General features: G+C 72.6%; 19 protein-coding genes. 8 read left to right on the forward strand and 11 right to left on the reverse strand.

Translation table 11 applies throughout. The features are described 5' to 3' along the window. The first annotated feature begins 83 nt into the window (after positions 1 to 83). The 3 genes from AB0G17_RS03785 (at position 84) to AB0G17_RS03795 (ending at position 4,188) form a co-directional block, all read left to right on the forward strand. Positions 84 to 1,340: a DUF1343 domain-containing protein gene (locus tag AB0G17_RS03785; RefSeq protein WP_361375129.1), complete on the forward strand. Its 1,257-nt coding sequence runs from the start codon at positions 84 to 86 to the stop codon at positions 1,338 to 1,340. Positions 1,341 to 1,426: 86 nt separating this feature from the next. After that, positions 1,427 to 2,752 (forward strand): erythromycin esterase family protein, encoded by a 1,326-nt coding sequence (locus AB0G17_RS03790; protein ID WP_361375131.1) that lies wholly within the window; start codon positions 1,427 to 1,429, stop codon positions 2,750 to 2,752. Positions 2,753 to 2,871: 119 nt separating this feature from the next. Beyond that, the gene (locus tag AB0G17_RS03795; RefSeq protein ID WP_361375133.1) at positions 2,872 to 4,188 is read left to right on the forward strand and encodes a serine-threonine protein kinase; all 1,317 of its coding nucleotides are present in this window, start codon (positions 2,872 to 2,874) and stop codon (positions 4,186 to 4,188) included. A gap of 21 nt (positions 4,189 to 4,209) precedes the next feature. Here AB0G17_RS03795 and AB0G17_RS03800 read toward each other — a convergent pair whose 3' ends face one another. Next, the gene (locus AB0G17_RS03800) at positions 4,210 to 6,987 is read right to left on the reverse strand and encodes a penicillin acylase family protein (RefSeq protein ID WP_361375135.1); all 2,778 of its coding nucleotides are present in this window, start codon (positions 6,985 to 6,987) and stop codon (positions 4,210 to 4,212) included. 340 nt (positions 6,988 to 7,327) lie between these two features. On the opposite strand from AB0G17_RS03800, the gene AB0G17_RS03805 reads away from it, so the two are divergent. Next, on the forward strand, positions 7,328 to 7,939 hold the full coding sequence (locus tag AB0G17_RS03805) for a hypothetical protein (protein WP_361375137.1): 612 nt from the start codon (positions 7,328 to 7,330) through the stop codon (positions 7,937 to 7,939). Positions 7,940 to 8,035: 96 nt separating this feature from the next. Here the strand turns inward: AB0G17_RS03805 and soxR are convergent, their stop codons facing one another. Continuing rightward, positions 8,036 to 8,548, reverse strand: a complete 513-nt coding sequence (gene soxR, locus AB0G17_RS03810; RefSeq protein WP_361375139.1) for a redox-sensitive transcriptional activator SoxR — start codon at positions 8,546 to 8,548, stop codon at positions 8,036 to 8,038. Positions 8,549 to 8,676: 128 nt separating this feature from the next. Here soxR and AB0G17_RS03815 point away from each other — a divergent pair, with 128 nt between their 5' ends. Continuing rightward, positions 8,677 to 9,138 (forward strand): MaoC family dehydratase, encoded by a 462-nt coding sequence (locus AB0G17_RS03815; RefSeq protein WP_361375141.1) that lies wholly within the window; start codon positions 8,677 to 8,679, stop codon positions 9,136 to 9,138. A gap of 16 nt (positions 9,139 to 9,154) precedes the next feature. Here AB0G17_RS03815 and AB0G17_RS03820 read toward each other — a convergent pair whose 3' ends face one another. From AB0G17_RS03820 to AB0G17_RS03830, 3 genes are all read right to left on the reverse strand, one after another. Further along, complete coding sequence (locus tag AB0G17_RS03820) at positions 9,155 to 9,784, reverse strand: TetR/AcrR family transcriptional regulator (RefSeq protein WP_361375143.1); 630 nt, start codon at positions 9,782 to 9,784, stop codon at positions 9,155 to 9,157. 65 nt (positions 9,785 to 9,849) lie between these two features. Further along, positions 9,850 to 10,137: a YiaA/YiaB family inner membrane protein gene (locus AB0G17_RS03825; protein ID WP_361375145.1), complete on the reverse strand. Its 288-nt coding sequence runs from the start codon at positions 10,135 to 10,137 to the stop codon at positions 9,850 to 9,852. Positions 10,138 to 10,284: 147 nt separating this feature from the next. Beyond that, on the reverse strand, positions 10,285 to 11,436 hold the full coding sequence (locus AB0G17_RS03830; RefSeq protein WP_361375147.1) for an acyl-CoA dehydrogenase family protein: 1,152 nt from the start codon (positions 11,434 to 11,436) through the stop codon (positions 10,285 to 10,287). Between the two features lie 65 nt (positions 11,437 to 11,501). On the opposite strand from AB0G17_RS03830, the gene AB0G17_RS03835 reads away from it, so the two are divergent. The 3 genes from AB0G17_RS03835 to AB0G17_RS03845 all read left to right on the forward strand — a co-directional run bounded on the left by AB0G17_RS03835 (position 11,502) and on the right by AB0G17_RS03845 (position 14,031). Next, positions 11,502 to 12,203, forward strand: a complete 702-nt coding sequence (locus AB0G17_RS03835; RefSeq protein WP_361375149.1) for a TetR/AcrR family transcriptional regulator — start codon at positions 11,502 to 11,504, stop codon at positions 12,201 to 12,203. A gap of 18 nt (positions 12,204 to 12,221) precedes the next feature. Next, positions 12,222 to 12,917: a winged helix-turn-helix domain-containing protein gene (locus AB0G17_RS03840; RefSeq protein ID WP_361375151.1), complete on the forward strand. Its 696-nt coding sequence runs from the start codon at positions 12,222 to 12,224 to the stop codon at positions 12,915 to 12,917. Between the two features lie 157 nt (positions 12,918 to 13,074). Continuing rightward, a complete protein-coding gene (locus AB0G17_RS03845; protein ID WP_361375153.1) occupies positions 13,075 to 14,031 on the forward strand; it encodes a DMT family transporter in 957 nt (318 codons plus the stop codon). Positions 14,032 to 14,085: 54 nt separating this feature from the next. On the opposite strand, the gene AB0G17_RS03850 is transcribed toward AB0G17_RS03845, so the two are convergent. The 6 genes from AB0G17_RS03850 to AB0G17_RS03875 form a co-directional block, all read right to left on the reverse strand. Then, a complete protein-coding gene (locus AB0G17_RS03850) occupies positions 14,086 to 15,168 on the reverse strand; it encodes a zinc-binding dehydrogenase (RefSeq protein ID WP_361375340.1) in 1,083 nt (360 codons plus the stop codon). 72 nt (positions 15,169 to 15,240) lie between these two features. Continuing rightward, positions 15,241 to 16,635 (reverse strand): aldehyde dehydrogenase family protein, encoded by a 1,395-nt coding sequence (locus AB0G17_RS03855; protein WP_361375155.1) that lies wholly within the window; start codon positions 16,633 to 16,635, stop codon positions 15,241 to 15,243. Between the two features lie 157 nt (positions 16,636 to 16,792). After that, entirely contained in the window at positions 16,793 to 17,572 is a 780-nt protein-coding gene (locus AB0G17_RS03860) for a class F sortase (protein WP_361375157.1), read from the reverse strand. Continuing rightward, positions 17,559 to 18,185, reverse strand: a complete 627-nt coding sequence (locus AB0G17_RS03865) for a hypothetical protein (RefSeq protein WP_361375159.1) — start codon at positions 18,183 to 18,185, stop codon at positions 17,559 to 17,561. The genes AB0G17_RS03860 and AB0G17_RS03865 overlap by 14 nt, the downstream gene beginning before the upstream one ends. Positions 18,186 to 18,411: 226 nt before the next feature. Continuing rightward, on the reverse strand, positions 18,412 to 19,788 hold the full coding sequence (locus tag AB0G17_RS03870) for a citrate:proton symporter (RefSeq protein WP_361375341.1): 1,377 nt from the start codon (positions 19,786 to 19,788) through the stop codon (positions 18,412 to 18,414). A 123-nt stretch (positions 19,789 to 19,911) separates the two neighbouring features. Next, positions 19,912 to 22,131: a molybdopterin oxidoreductase family protein gene (locus tag AB0G17_RS03875; protein ID WP_361375162.1), complete on the reverse strand. Its 2,220-nt coding sequence runs from the start codon at positions 22,129 to 22,131 to the stop codon at positions 19,912 to 19,914. Positions 22,132 to 22,222 lie beyond the last annotated feature (91 nt).

The following is a 22,222-nucleotide window of genomic DNA, read 5'->3' on the forward strand; positions in this document are numbered from 1 at the left end:
TCCCGTGCGGCTCGTTCCCCCTCGCGCGCCCGCGCGCTAGCGTGCGTGGCCAGGACACCGCGAGCGGCCCGGGAGGTACGCCGATGAGCCTGTCCAGACGGGGCCTGCTGGCGGGGACGGGCACAGTGGCGGTGGCGGGCGCGATGGTCACCGGAGCGGCCGCCTCCCCCGCCCCCGCCCACCACTCCCGCGGGCCCGTCCGCACCGGCTTCGACCGGCTGGCCGCCGGCGGCTACCGGGCGCTGGAGGGCCACCGGGTCGGCGTGGTCACCAACCCGACCGGCATCACCCCGGACGTCCGGCACATCGTGGACGTCATGCACGCCGACCCGCGCGTGAACCTGACGGCGGTGTTCGGGCCCGAGCACGGCTTCCGGGGCACGGCGCAGGCGGGCGGCTCCGAGGGGCGCTACGACGACCCGGCGACCGGGCTGCCGGTGTACGACACGTACGGCGTGAGCGGGCCGGCGCTCGCCGCCGTCTTCACCGCGTCGGGCGTGGACACGGTGGTCTTCGACATCCAGGACGTGGGCGCGCGCTTCTACACGTACATCTGGACGCTCTACGACTGCATGGAGGCGGCCGCCCTCGCCGGGAAGCGGTTCCTGGTCCTGGACCGGCCGAACCCGGTGACCGGCCGGGCGGCGAGCGGGCCCGTCCTGGACAAGGCGTTCGCGACGTTCGTCGGGCGCGAGCCGATCGCCCAGGCGCACGGGATGACGGTGGGCGAGCTGGCCGCGCTCTTCGACGCCGAGTTCCTGGGCGGGCGCGTCCGGGTGGAGACCGTACGGATGACGGGCTGGCGGCGTGACGGCTTCTTCGACGCCACGGGGCTGCCGTGGGTGCCGCCGAGCCCCAACATGCCGACCCCGGACACGGCGCTCGTCTACGCGGGCACCTGCGTGTTCGAGGGCACCAACCTCTCCGAGGGGCGCGGCACCACGCGCCCGTTCGAGCTGCTCGGCGCCGAGGGGATCGACGGGCGGTGGGCGGCCGCCGCCAACGCCCTGGAGCTGCCCGGGGTCCGCCTCCGCGAGGCGTACTTCACGCCCACCTTCTCCAAGTTCCCGGGCAAGACCGTCGGCGGCGTCCAGCTCCACGTCCACGACCGCGAGTCGTACGACCCGGTGCGCACCGGTGTCGCTCTGCTGGTGACGGCGAAGAAGGTGTGGAGCGGCTTCGCCTGGCGGCCGGACCACTGGATCGACAAGCTCACCGGTTCGGCGTCGGTCCGCACCCTGATCGACGCCGGCGCGGACACCGACGACGTGGCGAGCGCCTGGCAGGACCGGCTCAGGGCGTTCCGCGCGACGCGGGCGCGGTATCTGCTGTACCGGTGAGGGTGAGGGGACGGGGGAAAACCCCCCAGGGCGGACGGTGGCTGGCGGGATGGGCCCGGCCCGCGCCCGGCCGACAGGCTGGGCCCATGCATCTGTTCCACGACACACACCACCGCCCGCGCCAGGCCTTACTCCTGCTGATCGGTCTGACGTTCGCCGTGTTCACGGCGGCCGTCCCGGGAGCACGGGCGGCCGAACCACCGTCTCCGGAAAGGCAGTTGGCGCGCTCGGCCGAGCCCCTCGACGACCTGCGCCCGCTCGGCCGCATGGTCGGCGCGGCCGACATCGTGGGTCTGGGCGAGGCGACGCACAACTCGCACGAGTTCTTCGCGACCAAGCAGCGCGTGTTCCAGTACCTCGTCGAGAAGAAGGGCTTCACCACCTTCGCGCTGGAGACGGCCTGGTCCTCCGGGATGCGCGTCAACGCCTATGTGCTGCGCGGCGAGGGCGACCCCGAGCGGATCGTGCGCGAGGAGTTCCAGAGCTCGTACACGATGTGGCAGACCCGGGAGTACCTGGACCTGATCCGCTGGATGCGCGGCTACAACCTGCACCACAGCCGCAAGGTCCAGTTCATGGGCGACGACATGGGGTACGCGGGCCCGGAGCTCTTCGACGAGGTGACCGCGTACACCGCGAAGCGCTACCCCGCGCTGCTGCCCCGGATCACCGCCCTCTACAAGGACTCCCGGCCCACCGCGGGCGTCGGCGACACCATGAGCGGCAGGCTCAAGCTCCCCCTCGCCGAGCGCAGGCGCCAGTGCGACGAGGTGCGCCGGGCCTACGACCTGCTGCTGCGCCAGCGCCCCGGACCCGACCGGGCGGAGCACGCCTGGATCCTCCAGTACGCGCGCACCATCGCCCAGACCGGCGCCATGTGGGCGTTCGACTTCTTCGACGACGCCCAGCTCAAGGAGTCCCGGCTCTACCGGGACCGGGTGATGGCCGAGAACACCGTGTGGTGGCAGCGCCAGACCGGGCACAAGATGCTGCTCTCCGCGCACAACGGCCATGTCGGATACGCCCCGACGCTCGGCGGCGAGTACCCGAAGCTCCAGGGCGCCTTCATCCGGGAAGCGGTCGGCTCCGCGTACATGAACATCGGATTCACCTTCGGGCAGGGCTCGTTCAACGCCCTCGACCTGAACGACCCGGCCGAGCCGATCCGTGAGTTCACCGTCGGGCCGCCCGGGCCGGGCAGCAACGAGGAGGTCCTGGAGCGGGTCTCGCCGCGCGACTACTACGTCGATCTGCGCAAGGTCGCCAACCCGGCGAAGGACTGGCTGGGCGTTTTCCGGCCGACGCGGTTCATCGGCAACTCCTGGCCCCAGGACGCCGATCAGGTGCGGCTCGGGCCCTCGTTCGACGTACTGGTGCACCTCCACCGGGTGACGGCGGCGCACCGGCTCTGACCTCCCCCGATCACCACCGTTCTGCGATGTCCTGCGTATGGTCAGCCCTCCGGTCCGGCGGGACGATGTGAGGCCTCAGCCCCGCCCCATCGTCAGCGAACGGACCGGAGGGCCACGCCATGGCGGACATCGGAGTCGAGCCATATCGGGAGATCACCTTCGACGCGGACGGCGACGCGTCCCCGGCGCAGCACGCGGCCCTCGCGGATCTGGACGTCACCGATCTGGTGATGTTCGCGCACGGCTGGAACAACACCCCGTCGGTCGCGACCGCCCTCTACCGCCACTTCTTCGCCCCCTTCCCCGGCCTGCTGGCCGGGGCGGGCCCGGCCGGGGCGCGGGTGCGCCTCGGGTACGCGGGCATCGTCTGGCCCTCCATCCGCTTCGCCGACGAGCAGATCCCGAACTTCCCGCACACCTCCCTGACCGCACAGCCCGGCGCGGGCCTGGACGCGGCGACCGTGGACGCGCTCAAGCGGGCGTTCCCGGGGCAGGAGGTGACCGTCGACGCGCTGGCCCGGCTGCTCGACGAACAGCCGGACGCGGAGGAGGCATTCCGCCAATTCGGGCTTCTCACCCGGGAGTTGGTGGCCGATGACGTGGAATCGTCTGGTTTCGCGGCCGACACCGTGGAACACGGCGGGGGCGGCGCGGCGCTCCTCACGGACGACACGCTCGGGCTGTGCCGCGCGTTCACCCTCGCCCTGTCCGACACCGGCATGCGCGTCGAACCGGGCCCGCCCGGCCCCTCGTTCTCGCTCGGCAACTCGCTGAGGCACCTGTGGGACGGCGCCAAGGAGGTGCTGCGCCAGACCACGTACTACGAGATGAAGCGCCGCTCCGGCAAGATCGGCCAGCTCGGGCTCGGGCCGCTGCTCGGTGAGCTCGCCCGGACCAGACCCACGATGCGGGTCCATCTGGTCGGGCACAGCCAGGGCGGACGGCTGGTGGCGTTCGCCCTGAAGGGGCTGCCGGAGGGGGCGCGCAACATCAAGTCGGTGACCCTGCTCGAAGGCGCCTTCTCGCACTACGCCTTCGCCGAGCGGCTGCCGTCGGGGCTCGCCGGGGCGGGCGCGCTCGCGGCGCTGCAGCGGCGCGTGGACGGCCCGGTGGTCTCCTGCTACTCGCGCTTCGACACCGCCCTCGGGGTGATCTACCCGCTGGCGTCGAAGCTCGCCGGGGACTACCAGGGGCTGCTGGAGCTCGACCGCCGCTGGTGGGCGATCGGCCACGACGGCATCCAGTCGGTGGCCCCGTGCACCGAGCTGACCCTGGCGGAGGTGCTGCGGGACGGGGTGCCGGACTCCGGGTGCGTGAGCGTGAACGCGGAGTCGGTGGTCCGCTCCGGCGGCCCCCCGGCGGGCGCGCACAGCGACATCTGCCACCCGGAGCTGGCGAGGGTGGTGCTGGCCGCGGGCCGGATCGGCTGCGTCTGACCCGGCCCGCGGCCGTGGGTGCTACCTGTGCGAGGCGAACTCGACGACCTGCTGATACGTCGGCCGGTTCTGCCAGTTGATCGCGTTCTGCGCGATCCCGCCCAGCGGCCGCTGGACGATCGAGTCGGCGCACCACTGGTTGCCCGCCGCGCAACCGCCGTCGCCGGGATAGACCTGCGCGGGCGTCTTAGAGGCGGCCTGCCTCAGCGTGGCGAGCAGAGTGTCACGGCAGGCGTCGAGCTTGCCGCCGCCGCAGTACGCGCGGGCCAGCGGCCCCCGCACCGGCTCCCCCAGGACCGTACGCAGGTCCTTGTCGGCGTAGCTCCACCAGCCGTACTGGAAGGAGGATCCGGCGTGCGACCCGGTCGGACCGTGCCCGGCCGACGGCGCCTCGTCCGTGGACAGGTTCGACGTGAGCGCCGAGTACAGCCCGTCCCCGAGCCCCGGCCGGAACTCGGCCTCGACCATCAGCGGCCACCAGGCGTCCATCAGCCGCACGGCCTCGGGGTGGGTGTAGGTGTGCGAGCCCTGCGCGCTCTCGCGGCGCTGGGTCCCGTCAGCCTTCCACGACTCCAACTGCTGGACGGCGCCGGCGAGTTGCGGGTCGGTGACGGGGGCGCTGCGGATGACCCTCAGGAGCTCGGGCAGCACGTCCTCGCCGCGCAGATCGGTGACGGCGGCCTGCGCCATGGCCCGGGTGAGCGCGGCGCGGGTCACCCCGCCCTGCGCGACCAGCGCCTTCACCCGGTCGTCGAGGAGGTTGCCCCGGTGCACCGAGCCGTTGCCGAACCCGGCGGCCGTGTACTCCTTGGCCTGCTTGTTGTTCCAGGAGATGTAGTAGTCCTGCCCGACGGACTGCGGGTGCTGGGCGGGCGGGGTGTAGTCGGCGGTGTTGTACGCCGGGTCGAAGCCCTGCCACTCGTAGGCGCGGTCGGCCGCGACCGGCAGCGACGGGTCGACGTCGGGGTCGCGGACCGGGTTCTTGCCGCTGTTGTAGTAGGCGGCGGTGCGGGAGTCCGCGTAGAACCAGTTGAAGGCGTAGTCGACGTGCTGGGCCGCCTGCTGGAAGGTGGCCGCGTCCTTGACGTACGTCGGGTCGTTGAACATCTGGAAGCCGATGATCGAGTCGGCCTCGTGGCGGTAGGTCGAGCGCAGTGAGGTGTACGCGACCTGCTTGCCGCCGACCGTGGCGCGGGCGGAGACGAGGCCGTAGTTGGTGCGCCAGACCTGCATCCGGTAGGAGCCGGCGGCCGTGTTGTCGGCGGTGGTCGGCTTCCAGGCGTTGGTCTTCTCCAGCTTCTCCATCGGGGTGCACACGCCCCGGTAGAGGTAGTGCGCGGAGTCCTGGCACAGCTCGACGGCGTAGGTGTCGGTGATGTCCTGGCCCGCGGAGGTCGCCGACCAGGCGTAGTCCTGGCCCCGGCCGAGCTGGACGTACATGCCGACACCGGCGAAGGAGGCGCCCCGGGCGCTGATGCCCGGGCCCTGGATCTCCTGGAGCATCAGCAGCTGTGGCGCGAAGTAGCCGGTCTGCGGGCCGAAGACCGCGACCGGGTTGCCGCTCGCGGTCCGGCTGCCGGAGACGAGCAGCGCGTTGGACATCCCGCGCGGCTTGCCGATGTCGAAGCCGGGCAGCGCGCCGTTGTCGAAGATGCCCTTGAGCGGCTTCAGTCGCTCGGGCACGCGCACATCGGCCTTGGCCTTGGTGAGCGCCGAGCCGGTCCGGTCGTAGACGAGCTGTTCGGGCACGACCGTGCCGGGGTCCGGCATCGCGGTACCGCGCGCGTTGGCGGGCTTGGTGGCGTACGGGAAGCTGGTGCCGTCATGAATCGTGAGGGCGGCCTCGGGGTCGTCGCGCTCACGGAAGGACTCCCAGACCTTGGTGCCCTCGGCGACGCCGTACTTGGCCTGGGCGGCCTGGAGCGAGAGCGCGGCCTGCACCTCGCCGCCACCGCCCCCGCCGAAGAGCCCGCCGACGACGGAGGCGAGCGCGATCAGGTCGGTGACCTTGAACGGCTGGATCTCGCCCACGTTGGTGATGGCGTCGATCTTGCCGGTGAGGACGTACTCACCGGGGAAGTACCGGCCGTCCTTGGACTGCTTGGCATAGGCGTTGATGCCGTCCACGTACGCCTGCGCGTCGGCCATCGCCTGCTCGCCGCGCGGGCCGTTGGTGGTGCGGATCCGGTCGACCTGGGACTGGAGGTCGGCTTCGGTGTACGGGGCCTGCGGCCAGAACTCCTGCTCCAGGCCCTGGTTGGCGAGCGCGCCGCCCGCGAACGAGGTGAGCTCGCCACGCCCGATGTGCCGGAACAGGTCCATCAGCCAGAGCCGGTCCTGGCCGGCCGCGAACCCGGCGCCGAACTCGGTTCCGTACCGGGTGGTGCCCTTGATGTGCGGGACTCCGGTGGCCTTGTCCCGGGTGATGGTGACGTCCGGGCGCGGGGCGCTGGTGGAGGCCACCTGGCCGCTGGGCACCCCGAACGAGGCGTCGTTGAAGAAGGAGTTGAGCTTGTCGTCGGTGAGCGAGGACTGGCCGGCGACGAGCGCGTCGTACTTGCCGAGCTGGTCGTCGCTGTGTGCCGGGTGGGTGCCGAAGGCCTTGTTGCCGAGGATCTCGACGAGGGTGGCGTTGCCGTTCTCGCCGGGCGGCAGGATGTCGCCGCACCGCCCCAGGCAGTAGTCGCTGTTGGGGGGTTCGGCGGCGCCGGCCTGGCTGAGGGGGGCGAGCAGGGCGGCCGAGAGGGCGATCACGGTGGCGGCGGTGGCGGTTCTGAGCCGTGCGGTGGATCGTCGCATGCGTGCTCCTAGAGAGGACCGATGCGGCGGAGGTTACTGAGGGGTACCGCCGGAGGGAAGATGAACACACGTCACCTTTCCCGAACGTGCGTGACCTTCCCGGAATCCCCACAGGCGACGGGCGTTGATGAGCGACGGGCGGACCGGGCGAGGAGCGGACCGCGCGGCGGGGGCGCCCGGGGTGGGGCGCTCGGAGCACACGGGGGGTGTGCGACGTATTCCGGTCAGCGCCGTCTGATGGGGCCCATCGGATTTTCGATGGAGCCGGATCGGGTAGCCGTACGTCCATTCCTCGACGCCGAGCATTCGCCGAAGTACGAGCGACGGAGGTGGCAGGGCCATGGCTGGTTTCCGCAGCCTTGCGAGACAGGTGCGCGACCCAGGGAACGATCTCGCGCTACGCCGATACTCACTGCGCAAGTGTCTTGAGCGGTTCGCCCCTTATGGACACCGGGCGACCTGGGACCATCTGTGTGCGAGGCACCGCATCGGGCCCGAGGACCGGGCACCCGATCCGGGGCGGCTGGTGGCCGCGCTCGACGAGCTGGAGGCGGCGCGGGCCGTCTGGCTCGGATACGAAGCGGAGTTCGCGGCCCGCAGGAAGCGCGAGAAACACGCCGGCCTGCGGATCCCCGGCTCCTTCGACGACTGGCACCGGCGCACCTGGGGCGGCTTCGGGGTCGCCTGGTGCGACGACCCGTCGGTGCATCCGGAGCAGCCGCTGGCCGAGGTGCTCGGCCGGATCATCGCGGCCCTGCGCACGGTGCCGGGCGCGGGCTGCCCGGTGTGCGGCGGGCAGCGGCTGGTGTGGCAGCGGGACCTGGCCCACGACCCGTGGTGCGGCCCGGTCTGCACCGGCTGCGGAATCCTGGTGCCGCAGCCGGTGCTGACCGCCGAGGCGCTGGTGCGCGCCAAGTCGGTACGGCGCGAAGAGCTGGCATCGGTGGCATGAGACACGCGGGGGCGGACGCGGCCGTGGGGCCGCGCCTTCCGCCCCCGCGCTGTCAGGACGGCGGCTTCCCGGAGGCGAGGGCCGCTTCCCGTACGGCTAGCACGCCTCGCACGAAGCGGCGTCGGGCGCGATGTCGGCCGCCGCCCGCGTCTTCTTGCGCTCGGGCAGCAGCCGCGAGCCGGTGAGGCGGTCGCCGGAGATGTCGTCCGGGTTGGACAGGACACAGGTCTCCAGCGACAGACACCCGCAGCCGATGCAGTCGGTCAGATGGTTGCGCAGCCGGTTCAGCTGCTTGATGCGCTCGTCGAGTTCGGAGCGCCAGGTCTCGGAGAGCCGCGCCCAGTCCTCGCGGGTCGGGGTGCGCTCCTCGGGGAGTTCGGCGAGGGCGTCCCGGATCGTGGCCAGCGGGATGCCGACACGCTGGGCGGCCCGTACGAAGGCGACCCGGCGCAGCACGTCACGGCTGTAGCGGCGCTGGTTGCCCGAGGTACGGCGGCTGCTGATCAGGCCCTTGGACTCATAGAAGTGCAGGGCGGAAACGGCGGCCCCGCTGCGGGCGGACAGCTGACCGACCGTGAGCTCATGGACCTTCTCTGGAATCTGCGGCACTCCTCGAACCCTACTGCTCGGGTGCGATCACCGTTGACAGCGGGCACCGCCCCCAGCATGCTGAGCAAGCGCTTGGACAGTGGAGGCGCAAAGGCAGCCGAAACATGCGAGAGAGGCAGGAACCGGGCATGGCAGAGCCGAGGATCTTCACCTCCGCCGACGAGCTGAAGGCCGGAGTGGGCGAGCCGCTCGGGTACAGCGACTGGCTGGAGGTCGACCAGCACCGCATCGACCTGTTCGCCGACGCCACCGGCGACCACCAGTGGATCCACGTCGACCCGGCCCGGGCTGCGGCGGGCCCGTTCGGCACGACGATCGCGCACGGCTATCTGACGCTCTCGCTCCTTCCGGCACTGGTGCCGCAGGTGCTGCGCGTCGAGGGCATGAAGATGGGCATCAACTACGGCACGGAGAAGGTCCGTTTCCCGGCCCCGGTCCCGGTCGGCTCCCGCCTGCGCGCCACGGCGGTCCTGACAGACGTGGTGGAGGCGGGCGGCGGGGTCCAGGTGACCGCCAAGGTCACGGTGGAGCGCGAGGGCGGCGAGAAGCCGGTGTGCGTGGCGGAGTCGGTGTCGCGGTACTTCTTCTGAGCGGGCCCTCGGCCCGCTACTTCGGCTGGGCCCCCACCATCCGCAGCACCAGATCCGCGTAGAGCGCGCCCACCTCGTCCGGCGTGCGGCGGCCTTCCGTGTTGAACCAGCGCGCCACGTCGATGCAGAGCGACAGGACCGCGAGCGTGGTGCCGGGGACGTCCGGAACGTCGAACTCGCCCGCTGCCACACCCTCGTTGAGGATGCGCCGGACGGCCGCGTCGCTGCGGCGGCGCAGGCCGACGATCTCGGTGCGGTGCTCGGGGCCCAGCGCGTCGAGTTCGTACTGGACCACACGGGCTGTCATGTGGTGCCCCGCGTGCCACCGTACGAAGGAGCGCACGGCGTCGGCGAGCCGGTCGGCGGCGGTGCCGCCGGCGTCCGCCGACGTCTCCAGGATCTCCAGGGCCTTGTCGTGGCCGATCCGGCTGATCCGGTGGAGGAGCTCTTCCTTGGTCTTGTAGTGGATGTAGAGCGCGGCCGGGCTCATCCCGGCGCGGCCCGCGATGTCACGCGTCGTCGTGGCGTGGTAGCCGCGCTCCGCGAACGCCTCGACGGCGGCGACGAGCAGCCTCCGGGCGGCCTCGGGCGTGACCTCGCCCCACGGCTTGTCCTCGCCGCCCACCGTCTGCGCTGCCGCGTCCATCGCCTGCCCCTTCCTTCGGACGAACACCATACCCCGAAGGTGAGCAAGCGCTTAGAGCCGTGCTCTCAGAGCTTCTGGAACGGGTCGTGCTCGGCCAGCAGCTTCTCCAGGCGGGCCTGGTCGACCCGGCTGACGATCTGCCCGGCCTCCTGGCGGTCGCGGACCACCTTGGCGAGCGTGAAGGCGGAGGTGACGAGGTAGAGGACGGCTATGCCCAGGAAGGCACGCACCCAGGCGTCGGCGTGGAGCCGGGTGATGCCGATGGCCGTGGCGCTGATGGCGACGGCGAAGGACGCGACGGCCTGTCCGTAGTACGCGGCCGTGTTCTGCTGCTTGACCGGAGTCTCACTCATGCGCACAGGATGCGACGGATGTGTTCGGCGCCACATCCGCTCACGTACTCAGGGCGTACTCAGAACTCCCTACGTTCTTCCACGGGACTCGGGACACCGGACACGGGACTGGGGACTGGGGACTGGGGACTGGGGACTCGGAAAAGCTCAGAACGCCGAGACGCCCGTCTCCGCCCTGCCGATGATCAGCTTCTGGATCTGGCTGGTGCCCTCGTACAGCGTCATCACGCGCGCGTCGCGCAGCAGCTTGCCGACCGGGTACTCGTCGATGTAGCCGTAACCGCCATACACCTGAAGGGCGTTGTTGGCCGCGCGCACGGCGGCCTCGGAGGCGAAGAGCTTCGCCTTGGAGGCGGCGGTGGCGAACTCCTCGCCCCGGTCGATGAGATCGGCGACCCGCCAGGTCAGCAGCCGGGCCGCGTCCACGTCCACCGAGATGTCGCTGATCAGCTCCTGGACCAGCTGGTAGTGCGCGATGGACCGGCCGAACTGCTCGCGCTGCCCGGCGTACGCGACCGCCGCGTCCAGGGCCGCCCGGGCGATGCCGACGCAGCCCGCCGCCACCGACATCCGCCCCTTGGCCAGCGCGGACATGGCGATCGAGAAGCCCTTGCCCTCCGGCCCGAGCAGCGCGCCCACGGGGACGCGCACGTCCTGGAGGATCACCTCGGCGGTCGCCTGGCCGCGCAGGCCGAGCTTGCCGTGGATGGGGCGGCGGCTCAGGCCGGGGGTGTCGGCCGGCACCAGGAAGGCGGAGACGCCGCGCTGACCGGGGGTGTCGTTGGTGCGGGCGAAGAGCAGCACCACATCGGCCCAGGTGCCGTTGGTGATGAACATCTTGGAGCCGTTGATGACGTAGTCGTCGCCGTCCCGGACCGCCCGGGTGATCAGGTTCCCGGCGTCCGAGCCGGTCCCGGGCTCGGTCAGCCCGAAGCAGCCGAGCGCCTCGCCGGAGGTGAGCCGGGGCAGCCAGGCCCGCTTCTGCTCCTCGGTGCCCCAGTGCGCGACCGTCTTGGCGACCAGGCCGAGCGAGACGGAGACGATGCCGCGCACCGACGAGTCGCCGCGCCCGAGCTCCTCGGTGACCAGGCAGTACGCCAGGTGGTCGCCGCCGGAGCCGCCGTACTCCTCGGGGATGGTGAGCCCGAGGAAGCCGAGCGCGCCCAGCTTCTTCACGATCGACTTGTCGACGCTCTCGGCGCGGTCCCAGGCGACGGCGTGCGGGGTGACCTCGCGGGCGACGAAGTCCTCGGCGAGCCGCCGCACCGCGGCCTGCTCCTCGCTCAGCTCCAGGTTCATGCCGATCGCACCCCAAGTTTAATTACCACTGCTAGTTTTCTGTGGGCAGGCCTACTATGTGCCGCATGGCCCGACCGCGCAAGCCCCTCCTCAGCCACGACCGCATCGTCGCGGCGGCGAGCGCGCTCGTGGACGCCGAGGGGCTCGCGGCCGTCTCGACCCGCCGCCTCGCGGCCGAGCTGGGCGTCAGCGGGCCCTCCCTCTACAACCACTTCCGCACCAAGGACGAGATCCTGGAGGCGGTGGCGGACGCGACCTCCGCACAGGTCGACCTGTCGATGTTCGACCCGGCCACGTTCGGGGCGGACGGCGCCCGGGGCTGGCGCACCGCGCTGCACGACTGGGCCGTCGCCTACCGCGCGGTCCTCACCCGCCACCCCAACATCGTCCCGGTGCTCGCCCAGGGCCCCGGCCGCCGCCCGGCGGGCCTGCGGCTCGCCGACGCGGTGTTCGGCGCGATGGTCGCGGCGGGCTGGCCGCCCGCGCAGGCCACCCACATCGGCGCGCTGATGCGGTACTTCGTCATGGGCTCGGCCCTGGGCTCCTTCGCCCGCGGCTTCGTGGACGACGAGACGGCCTACGACCCGGCCGACTACCCCCACCTCGGCCAGGCCCATCTGCTGGCCGAGCGCCAGGAGGAGATCGACGAGGGTGCGTTCGAGACCGGGCTGCGGGCGCTGCTCGACGGGCTCCAGACGCAGTACGACGCGCTGCCCGGCCGCCCTCGCCGGTCCGCCGCGCACGGTTCGGCCCCAGCCGAACGGTGACGGCGGCATCCTGGAGGTATGACAACCACGACGGGATCCGGACTGGCCGCGTTCGCCGCGCTGCTCGCCGACGAGACCCGGGCGGCCTTCTGTCTGGCGCTGCTCGACGGCCGGGCCTGGACGGCCGGCGAGCTGGCGCGGTACGCGAAGGTCGCCCCCTCCACGGCCAGTGAGCACCTGGGCAAGCTGGTGGCGGGCGGGCTGCTCTCCGAGGAGCGCCAGGGGCGGCACCGCTATGTGCGCCTGGCCGACGACGGGGTCGCCCACCTCGTCGAGGAGCTGGCGTCCCGCAGCGCGCCCACGCCGCCGCGCACCCTTCGCGCCGCGTCCGCGGGCAGCGCCATGGCCCGCGGGCGCACCTGCTACGACCATCTCGCCGGCCGCCTCGGCATGGCCGTCACGGACGCGATGACGGTACGGGGGCTGATCACCCAGGACGCCGGGTTCGCGCTGACGCGCGAAGGGGTGCGCTGGTACGGGGAGTTGGGGCTCACCCTCGACCACAAGGGCAAGCGCCCGCTGGTGCGCTCGTGCCTGGACTGGACCGAGCGCCGCCCCCATCTGGCCGGGGTGGCCGGGGCGGTGCTGTGCGCACACGCGCTGGACGCCGAGTGGTGCGTACGGATCGGCTCCGAGCGGGCGGTGCGGGTGACGCCGAAGGGCGAGGAGGCCCTGGGCGAACTGCTCGGGATCGAGAAGACGAGCCTGCGGTGACCGGTGACCGGTGACCGGTGACCGGTGGCCCGGGAGCGGCGGAGGGCCGGGCGGGGCGGGCCGGGCGCTGAGGAGGGCCGGCCGCTGAAGAGGGCCGCCCGGGGCGGCGGCGGATCATTCGGTGAGCGCCGAACGGTTTCCGCCGTACCGTCGGCACATGACCAACTCCTCGCACACCGGGCGCGGTCCGGAACGCCTCGCCCTCGCCGCCGCCGGGTTCTCCGTGGTGATGTGGGCCTCGGCCTTCGTGTCGATCCGCAGCGCCGGTGACGCCTACTCCCCCGGGGCGCTCGCCCTGGGCCGTCTGCTCGCGGGCACGGCCGTGCTCGGCGTGCTCCTCGCCGTCCGGCGCGAAGGCCTGCCGCCACGCGCGGCCTGGCGGGGCATAGCCGTCTCGGGGCTGCTGTGGTTCGGCCTCTACATGGTGGTGCTCAACTGGGGCGAGCAGCAGGTCGACGCGGGGACGGCCGCGATGGTCGTCAACATCGGGCCGATCCTCATCGCGCTGCTCGGCGCCCGCTTCCTCGGGGAGCGGCTGCCGCCCCGGCTGGTGGCGGGCATGGGCGTCTCGTTCGCGGGGGCGGTCGCCGTCGGGCTGTCGATGTCCGGCGACGGCGGCGCCAATGTGCTCGGGGTGGCGCTGTGCCTGCTCGCGGCCGTCACCTACGCCGCCGGTGTCGTGGCGCAGAAGCCCGCGCTCGCCCACGGCAGCGCGCTCCAGGTGACCTTCTTCGGCTGCCTGGTGGGAGCCGTGGCCTGTCTGCCGTTCAGCGGGCAGCTGGTGGCGGACGCCGCCGACGCGCCGCTCCCGGCGACCCTGAACATGGTCTATCTGGGCGTCTTCCCGACCGCGCTCGCCTTCACGACCTGGGCGTACGCCCTGGCCCGTACGACGGCGGGCCGGATGGGGGCGACCACCTATGTGGTGCCCGCGCTCGTGGTGCTGATGTCCTGGCTGGTCCTGGACGAGGTCCCGGCGTGGCTCACCCTCCTCGGCGGCGGCCTCTGCCTGGCGGGCGTGGCGGTCTCCCGCTCCCGCCCCCGGCGCCGTACGGAACGTACGGAACCGGAGAGCGGGTGCGCCCCTGTGACCGCCGTGGCGGACGCCCGCTAGGGCGCGTCAGAACACCACGGGTCGTACGCGTCAGAACACCACCGGTCGTACGCGTCAGAACACCACCAGCGCCCGGCCGCCCTTGCCCGCGAGCATGTTGTCGAAGGCGGCCGGGATCCCGTCGAGCCCGATCCGCTCGGACACCATCGCGCCCAGGTCCAGGCGCCCGGCCCGGACGTGCTCGGCGAGCACCGGCAGGTCGCGGGCCGGGTCGCTGTTGCCGTAGACGCAGCCCGAGAGCGTACGGCCCCAGTGGAAGATCTCCAGGGCGTTGAAGGAGACCTGCTGGTCCTTGCCGCCGATGCCGACGACCGTGGTGCGCCCGCCGCGCCGGGTGGACTCCCAGGCGGTGCGGATGGTCACCGCGCGGCCGACGCACTCCACGGCCACGTCCACCCCGTGGCCGCCGGTCAGCTTGCGGATGTCCTTGGCGGTCGTCTCCGAGGCGAGCACGAAGTCGGTGGCGCCCGCCCGCCGCGCGAGCTCCTCCTTGGCCGGGGAGACGTCGACCGCGACGATCCGCGACGCGCCCGCGATCCGGGCCGACTGGAGGGTGGCCAGACCCACGCCGCCGACGCCGAACACCGCGACCGTCTCGCCCTCGCGCACCTTCGCCGAGTGGTGGATCGCCCCGTAGCCGGTGAGCACCGCGCAGCCGAGCAGGGCGGCCTCGGTGAGCGGGATGCCCTCGGGCAGCGGCAGCAGACAGTTCTCGGCCACCACCGTCTCCTGCGCGAACGCGGCGACGTTGAGGCCGGGGTGGAGCTCGGTCCCGGCGGACGTGCGCGCGTACACCGCGCCCGCGCCCGTCAGCGCGTTCACACAGAGCCAGACCTCGCCCAGCGAGCACGGGTGGCAGCTTCCGCACGAGGGCGCCCAGTTGAGGACCACGCCGTCGCCGGGAGCCACCGAGACCACCCCCTCACCGACGGAGACGACCGTGCCCGCGCCCTCGTGGCCGAGGACGGCGGGGACCGGTACGCGCATGGTCCCGTTGGAGAGCGACAGGTCGGAGTGGCAGACCCCGGCGGCGGCGAGGCGGACCCGCACCTGGCCGGGGCCGGGCTCGGGGAGTTCTATCTCGGTGACCTCCAGCGGGGAGCCGACGGAGGGAAGGACTGCGGCGCGGACCACGATGCTGCTCCCGGATGCAGGGGTTCAGGGGTTCAGAGGTTCAGGGGTTCAGGGGTTCAGGGGTTCCGACGGGCGTCAGAACTGGAGGGACTTGGTCTGGAGGTACTCGGTCAGACCGTGCGGGCCGAGCTCGCGGCCCACCCCCGACTGCTTGTACCCGCCGAAGGGGGCCAGCGGGTTGAACCGGCCGCCGTTGATGTCGACCTGCCCGGTGTCCATCCGGCGGGCGAAGGCGACCGCCTCGGCCTCGTCACCGGCCCAGACCGCGCCCGCGAGCCCGTACACCGTGCCGTTGGCGATCCGCAGCGCGTCGTCCTCGTCCTCGTACCGGATGAGCGAGACGACCGGGCCGAAGATCTCCTCCTGGGCGATGGTCATGCCGGGCTCGACGTCCGCGAAGACGGTCGGCGCCACGTAGTAGCCCTGCTCCAGCGGGGCCTCGGGGCCGCCCGCGACCAGGCGTGCGCCCTCCTCGACGCCCTTCGTGATGTAGCCGCGCACCCGCTCCCGCTGCTTGGCGCTGACCAGCGGGCCGACCCGGTCGCCCGCCGGGTACTTGGCGACGGCGGCCCTGGCGAGCTCGACCGCCTCCTCGTACCGGTCGGTGTGGACCAGCATCCGGGTCCAGGCGCTGCACGTCTGCCCGGAGTTGTTCATGACGTTGGCGATGCCGACGGCGACCGCCTTGGCGAGGTCGGCGGAGGGCAGGATGACGTTGGCGGACTTGCCGCCGAGCTCCAGGGCGACGCGCTTGACGGCCGCGCCCGCGGTCGCGCCGATCTGCCGGCCCACGGCCGTCGAGCCGGTGAAGGAGACCAGGTCGATGCCCTCGTGCTCGGCGAGCGCCTGGCCCGCGACCGGGCCGAGGCCGGTGACCAGGTTGAACACCCCGGCGGGCAGCCCGGCTTCGTGCACCGCCTCGGCGAAGAGCCGCGCGGTGAGCGGGGTGTCCTCGGCGGGCTTGAGCACGACCGTGCAGCCCGCCGCGAGGGCGGGAGCCACCTTGGCGACGATCTGGTGCAGCGGGTAGTTCCACGGCGTGATCGCGCCGACCACGCCGACCGGCTCGTGGAAGACCGTGGAGTTCCCGATCCGCTCCTCGAAGCCGTACGCGGCCGCGAGTTCGGCGTACGAACCGGCGACCGCGATCGGCAGGCCGACATGTACCTGCTGGGCGAACTGCTCGGGCGCGCCGAGTTCGGCGGTCACCGTCGCCGCGATCTCGTCCTTGCGGGCGGCGAGCCGGTCGCGCAGGGCGGCGATCAGGGCGGCGCGCCCGGCGGGCGGGGTCGCGGCCCAGCCCGGCAGCGCCGCGCGGGCCGCGCGCACCGCCGCGTCGACGTCCTCGGCGGTGCCCGCCGGGACGTGGGCGATGACCTGCTCGTCCGCCGGGTTCACCACGGCGATCGTGTCGCCGCCCGCGGCGGGCGTCCACCGCCCGCCTATGTACATCCCGTCGTGGGCGTTCATCGCACTCCTCCTGAGCCTGGGGGCCTGAGCCTGGGACCTGAACCCAGGGGCTTGGGCCCGGGGTCCGGGGACCCAAACTAGCGCCGGTAGTTTTCCGGCACCAGGGGCCACCCGGCCAGTCCCGGACCCCGGCCGGTCCCCGGGTGCCAGGAGGAGGCTATGCGGTGCGCCCCGCGCCCCGGACGGCGGTCAGGTGGGCGAAGACCACGATGTTGCTCGCGTACCCCTTCTTGTGGTCGAACTTGCCGCCACAGGTGATCAGCCGCAGCTCCGGCCGGTTGCGCGGGCCGTACACCTCCTCGTTGGGGAATCGCGCCTTGTCGTACTTGTGGACCGCGTCCACCGTGTACACCGCGACCCGGCCGTCGGCGCGCCGGGCCTCGACGAGCCTGCCGGGCTTCAGCACCGCGAGGTTGGCGAAGACGGCGGCCCCGGTGCGGGTGTCGCGGTGGCCGACGGCGACGGCCGTGCCGGTCTCGCCCGGGGTGGGACCGCCCCGGTACCAACCGACCAGCTTGGGGTCGTCGACCGGCGGGGTGGCCAGGCGCAGCTCCGGGTCGAGCCCGAGGCCGACGACCGGCGCCTTCAGGCTCAGATACGGGATGGCGAGGCCGGTCGCCCGGGACGGCGGCAGCGGCTTGGGCGGGCGGGCGGCCGCCGTGGACCCGGTGAACCCGCCGCGCCCGGCGGGGGCCTGGCGGGCCGGGCTCGCGGGCGCCCCCGGGGGCTGCTTGTCCCCGTCGGCCCCCGTGGGGGCCGAGGGCGCCGCCGCGCCCCCGGCCCCCGCGGCGCCCATGGCGACCGGTGCGACCGACCCGTCGTCCTGGGCCCACCAGACGCCGCCGACGACCAGGCTCGCGGCCAGCGCCGCCGTCCGCGTCAGCCGGTAGGCGCGGGTGCGGTGGAAGGGCCTGGGGGAACCGCTACGCGGCGCCATGGGGGCGGCGGCGCAGCCGCCGGAGGAAGAGCACCCCGGAGACCCCGACCAGGCCGAGGGCCGCGATGCCCGCGGCCGGTGAGACGCCGTCGGTGAAGCCGTCGGTCCCGGCCAGCCCGCCGCCGCCGGCGTTCGGCCCGCCGTGGGGGCCGCCGTGGGGGCCGCCGTGGAGGCCGTCGCTGCCGTCCGGGGGACAGTCGACCCTGAAGACCTTGTGCTTGCCCGCGCCGTTGCCGCCGACGATGTTCCAGGTGAGCTTGTACTGCCCGTCCGGGAGGGAGAGGGGCAGGGTGTGGCCGGTGCCGGTGGGGAGGGCGATGGTGCCGCTGAGGGCCGCGCCGCCCGCCCTGAGGGGCTGCGTCTGGATGGACCAGCTGATGTTCTGGCCCTTGTCGAAGTTGAACCCGTCGAGGTAGAACCCGCAGACCTTGGGCTCATTGCGCTGGTCGGTGAACGGGGTGCCCAGGTTGTGGATCTTCACGTCGCCGTTGTCGCCGGGGGCGGCGTGTGCGGCGGGCGCGAGGGCGGCTCCCGTGAGCCCGAAGGCGAGGGCCGTGGCGGCGGTGACGGCCGGGCGGCGGACGGTGGGGCGCGGAGGGGAGGAGGCAGACATGCGCGTTCCTTTGAGTCAGATTGTCATATAAATTGACCTTTCATCTGACTCTCTTTCACACCCGCACGGCGAAACGACGGAGCAGCGCCGGACGGGCCGTTGAAATATCGCCCGTCCGGCGCAGCGTGCTGTGTTCCGGCGGCCCCTGCCCCGCCCGGCTCGGCGGCCCGCCTCGGATGACCCCGAAGCCGCGGATGACCCCGAAGCCGCGGATGATCCCGAAGCCTCAGATGATCCCGAAGAGGATTCCCGCGCCGAGGACCACCAGCGAGGTGAGCGCCGCCCACTTCACCGTGAACCGGGTGTGGTCGCCGAACTCGACCTTGGCCATGCCCACCAGGACGTACACCGCGGGAACCAGCGGGCTGGACATGTGCAGCGCCTGTCCGACCAGCGAGGCGCGGGCGATCTCCACGGAGGAGACGCCGTGCGCGGCACCGGCCTCCGCGAGGACCGGCAGGACGCCGAAGTAGAAGCCGTCGTTGGACATGAAGTACGTGAGCGGCAGGCTCAGGACGCCGGTGACCAGCGCCATGTGCGGGCCCATGCCCTCGGGGACGGCGCCGACCAGCCAGTCCGCCATGTGCTTGACCATGCCGGTGCCGTTGAGGACGCCGGTGAAGACGGCCGCGGCGAAGACCATGCCCGCCACGTTGACGACATTGTCGGAGTGGGCGGCGATCCGGGCCTTCTGGTCCGGCATGTGCGGGAAGTTGACGGTCAGCGCGAGCGCCGCGCCCAGCAGGAACAGCACCGGGATCGGCAGCCACTCCATGATCATGGCGGTGAGCAGCACCACGGTGAGGGCCGCGTTGAACCAGTACAGCCTGGGGCGCAGGGTGGCGCGCTCCGGGTCGAGGCCCTGGAGGCCGGGGGTCTCGGGCAGGTCCGCCCCGCCGCCGCCCGCGCCCGGGCGCGGCGACTCGGAGCCGCCCGCCGCCACCAGGACCGTCTCGCTCTCCGGCTCCAGGACCTCGTCCAGCGTGAGGTAGCCGAGCCGCTTGCGCTCGCGGCGCCCCAGGACGTACGCGAGGACGAAGACCGCGACCAAGCCGACCGCGAGGGCCGGGATCATCGGGACGAAGATGTCGGACGCGTCGAGCTTGAGGGCGGTGGCGGCGCGGGCGGTCGGGCCGCCCCAAGGCAGGGTGTTCATCACGCCGTTGGCGGTGGCGGCGACTCCGGTCATCACCACGAGGCTCATCTTCAGCCGCTTGTAGAGGGGGTACATCGCGGAGACCGTGATCATGAAGGTGGTCGAGCCGTCGCCGTCGAGGGAGACGATGGCGGCGAGCACCGCCGTACCGACGACCACCCGCACCGGGTCGGCCTTGCAGAACCGCAGGATGCCCCGGACGATCGGGTCGAAGAGGCCGACGTCGATCATCACCCCGAAGTAGATGATCGCGAACATCAGCATCGCGGCGGTCGGCGCGAGCTTGCCCACGCCGTCGACCACGTAGTCACCGAGGTGGGCGCCCTTCCCCACGAAGACGCAGAAGAGGGCGGGGATCAGAACCAGCGCCGCGATGGGCGACAGCTTCTTCAGCATGATCAGCACCAGGAAGGTCGCGATCATGGTGAAGCCGAGGACGGTCAGCATGGAGGACACCTAACGTTCACCCTTGAACTCCCACCAGGGGGCTGGCGGTGCGGATGACGTTAGGTCGGCCCTTCTCGCGTCAGCAAGACGTTGACACGTGAGCAATACGAGCAAAACCCCAGGTCAACGAAGTGCGACCAGCTCGACCGGGAAACCGTTGAGCACCGCCGTCCCCGACAGCGGGTCCAGGCGCGAGCCGTTGAGCAGCTGGTTGACGTTGACCCCGGGCCGCCCGGCGGCGACCCCGAGCCGGGTCCCGGGGCGGTCGTGGCCCCACCCGTGCGGCAGGCTCACCACGCCCGTACGGACCGAGTCGGTGATCTCCACGGGCGCCGCCACCTCGCCGCCGTCCGCCTTGACGCGTACGGGATCGCCGTCGCGCAGCCCGAGCCGAGCCGCGTCCTCGGGGTGGACGTGCAGGGTGCAGCGGTTGGAACCGCCGTTCAGGGACGGGATGTTGTGCAGCCAGCTGTTGTTGGAGCGCAGATGGCGCCGGCCGACCAGGACGAGCCCGTCCGGCCGGGCGCCGAGGGCCGCGCGCAGCCGGGGCAGGTCGTCGGCGATCGGCGCGGGCAGCAGCTCGATCCGCCCGCTGCGGGTGCGCAGCACCTGCGGCAGACGGGGCTCCAGGGGGCCGAGGTCGATGCCGTGCGGGTGGGTGAGGACCCGCTCCAGGGTGAGGCCGTCCGGGTCGGCGCCGAAGCCGTCGCCGTAGGGGCCGAGCCGCAGCATCATGTCGAGCCGCCGCTCGGGGCCGTTCTCGCCGGTCAGCGCGGCGGCGAGCTCCTTGGGGTCGCGTCCGTGCACGGCCGAGTGCGGGTCGGCCACGGCCTTGCCCAGCGTACGGTCGACGACCGTCGCGTCCACGGCGTCCGCCGGGGCGCCGTGCATCCCGGTCGCCGCGAGGACGAGCCGGGCGTGGATCTCGCACTCGCCGAGCCTGCCCTCGGCGAGCGGCACGGCGGGGCGGGTGTAGCGCACCTGGTTGCGTACGGCGAGGGCGTTGAAGGCGAAGTCGAAGTGGGCGCTCTGCGAGGGCGGCGGCGGGGGCAGCACGACGTCGGCGTGGCGCGAGGTCTCGTTGAGGTACGGGTCGACGCTGACCATGAAGTCGAGCCCGTCCAGGGCGCGGTCGAGCCGGTCGCCGTCGGGGGCGGAGAGCACGGGGTTCGCGGCGCACACGATCAGCGCCCGGATCTGCCCCTCGCCCGGTGTCTCGATCTCCTCCGCGAGGGCGGCCGCCGGCAGCTCCGACTTGGCCTCCGGGTGGCCGCCGACCCGGCTGCGCCAGCGGCCGATCTCGAACCCCTTGCCGGGCCCGGCCGGACGCGGGGCGCGGTCGGTGGCGGAGAGCGGGAAGAGCGCGCCGCCGGGCCGGTCCAGGTTGCCGGTGAGGATGTTGAGGACGTCGACGAGCCAGCTGGCGAGGGTGCCGTGCTCCACCGTGCAGCTGCCGATGCGGCCGTAGACGGCGGCGGTGGGCGCGGCCGCGAGCTCCCGGGCGAGGATGCGGATCTCGTCCGGGTCCAGGTCGCAGGCCGCCCCCGCCGCCTCGGGGGTGAACTCCCGTACCGCCTCGCGGACTTCGGCCAGCCCCTCCACCCGGTCCGCGAGCTCGCCGGGCGCGGTCAGCTCCTCCTCGAAGAGGACGTGGGCGAGCGCGGCGAGCAGCAGCGCGTCGGTGCCGGGCCGCGGGGCCAGGTGCCGGTCGGCCAGCTTGGCGGTACGGGTGCGGCGCGGATCGACGACGGTGAGGGTGCCGCCGCGCCCGCGCAGCGCCTTGAGCTTGCCCGGGAAGTCCGGCGCGGTGCACAGACTCCCGTTGGACTCCAGCGGGTTGGCGCCGAGCAGCAGCAGATGGTCGGTGCGGTCGAGGTCGGGCACCGGGATGGCGAACGGGTCGCCGAAGAGCAGCCCGCTGGAGACGTGTTTGGGCATCTGGTCGAGCGTGCTGGCGGTGAAGAGGCTGCGGGTGTGCAGCCCGCCGAGCAGCAGGGGCGGATAGAGGGCCCCGGCCATGGTGTGCACGTTGGGGTTGCCGAGCACGACTCCGACGGCGTCGGCTCCGTACGTCTCGACCACCGGCCGCAGCCGCGCCGCGACCAGGTCGAACGCCTCGTCCCAGGTCGCCTGCTCCAGCTTGCCGTTGCGGCGGACCAGGGGCGCGGTGAGCCGGTCGGGGTCGCTGTCGACCTCGCCGAAGGAGGCGCCCTTGGGGCAGATGAACCCCTGGCTGAACACATCGTCCCGGTCGCCGCGGGCGCCGGTGACCCGGGTCCCCTCGACGGTCAGGGTCAGCCCGCAAGTGGCTTCACAGAGGGGGCAGATGCGCAGTGCGGACATGGGGGGTCCTCCCGGGGCGGCGGGTGGTGACACGCGGGCGGTTTGAGCATACCGACCGGTAGGCATGGTGGCGAGGGCCAAGGAGGGCTGT

This window comes from Streptomyces sp. NPDC023838 (assembly GCF_040639555.1).
Taxonomy (GTDB): domain Bacteria; phylum Actinomycetota; class Actinomycetes; order Streptomycetales; family Streptomycetaceae; genus Streptomyces.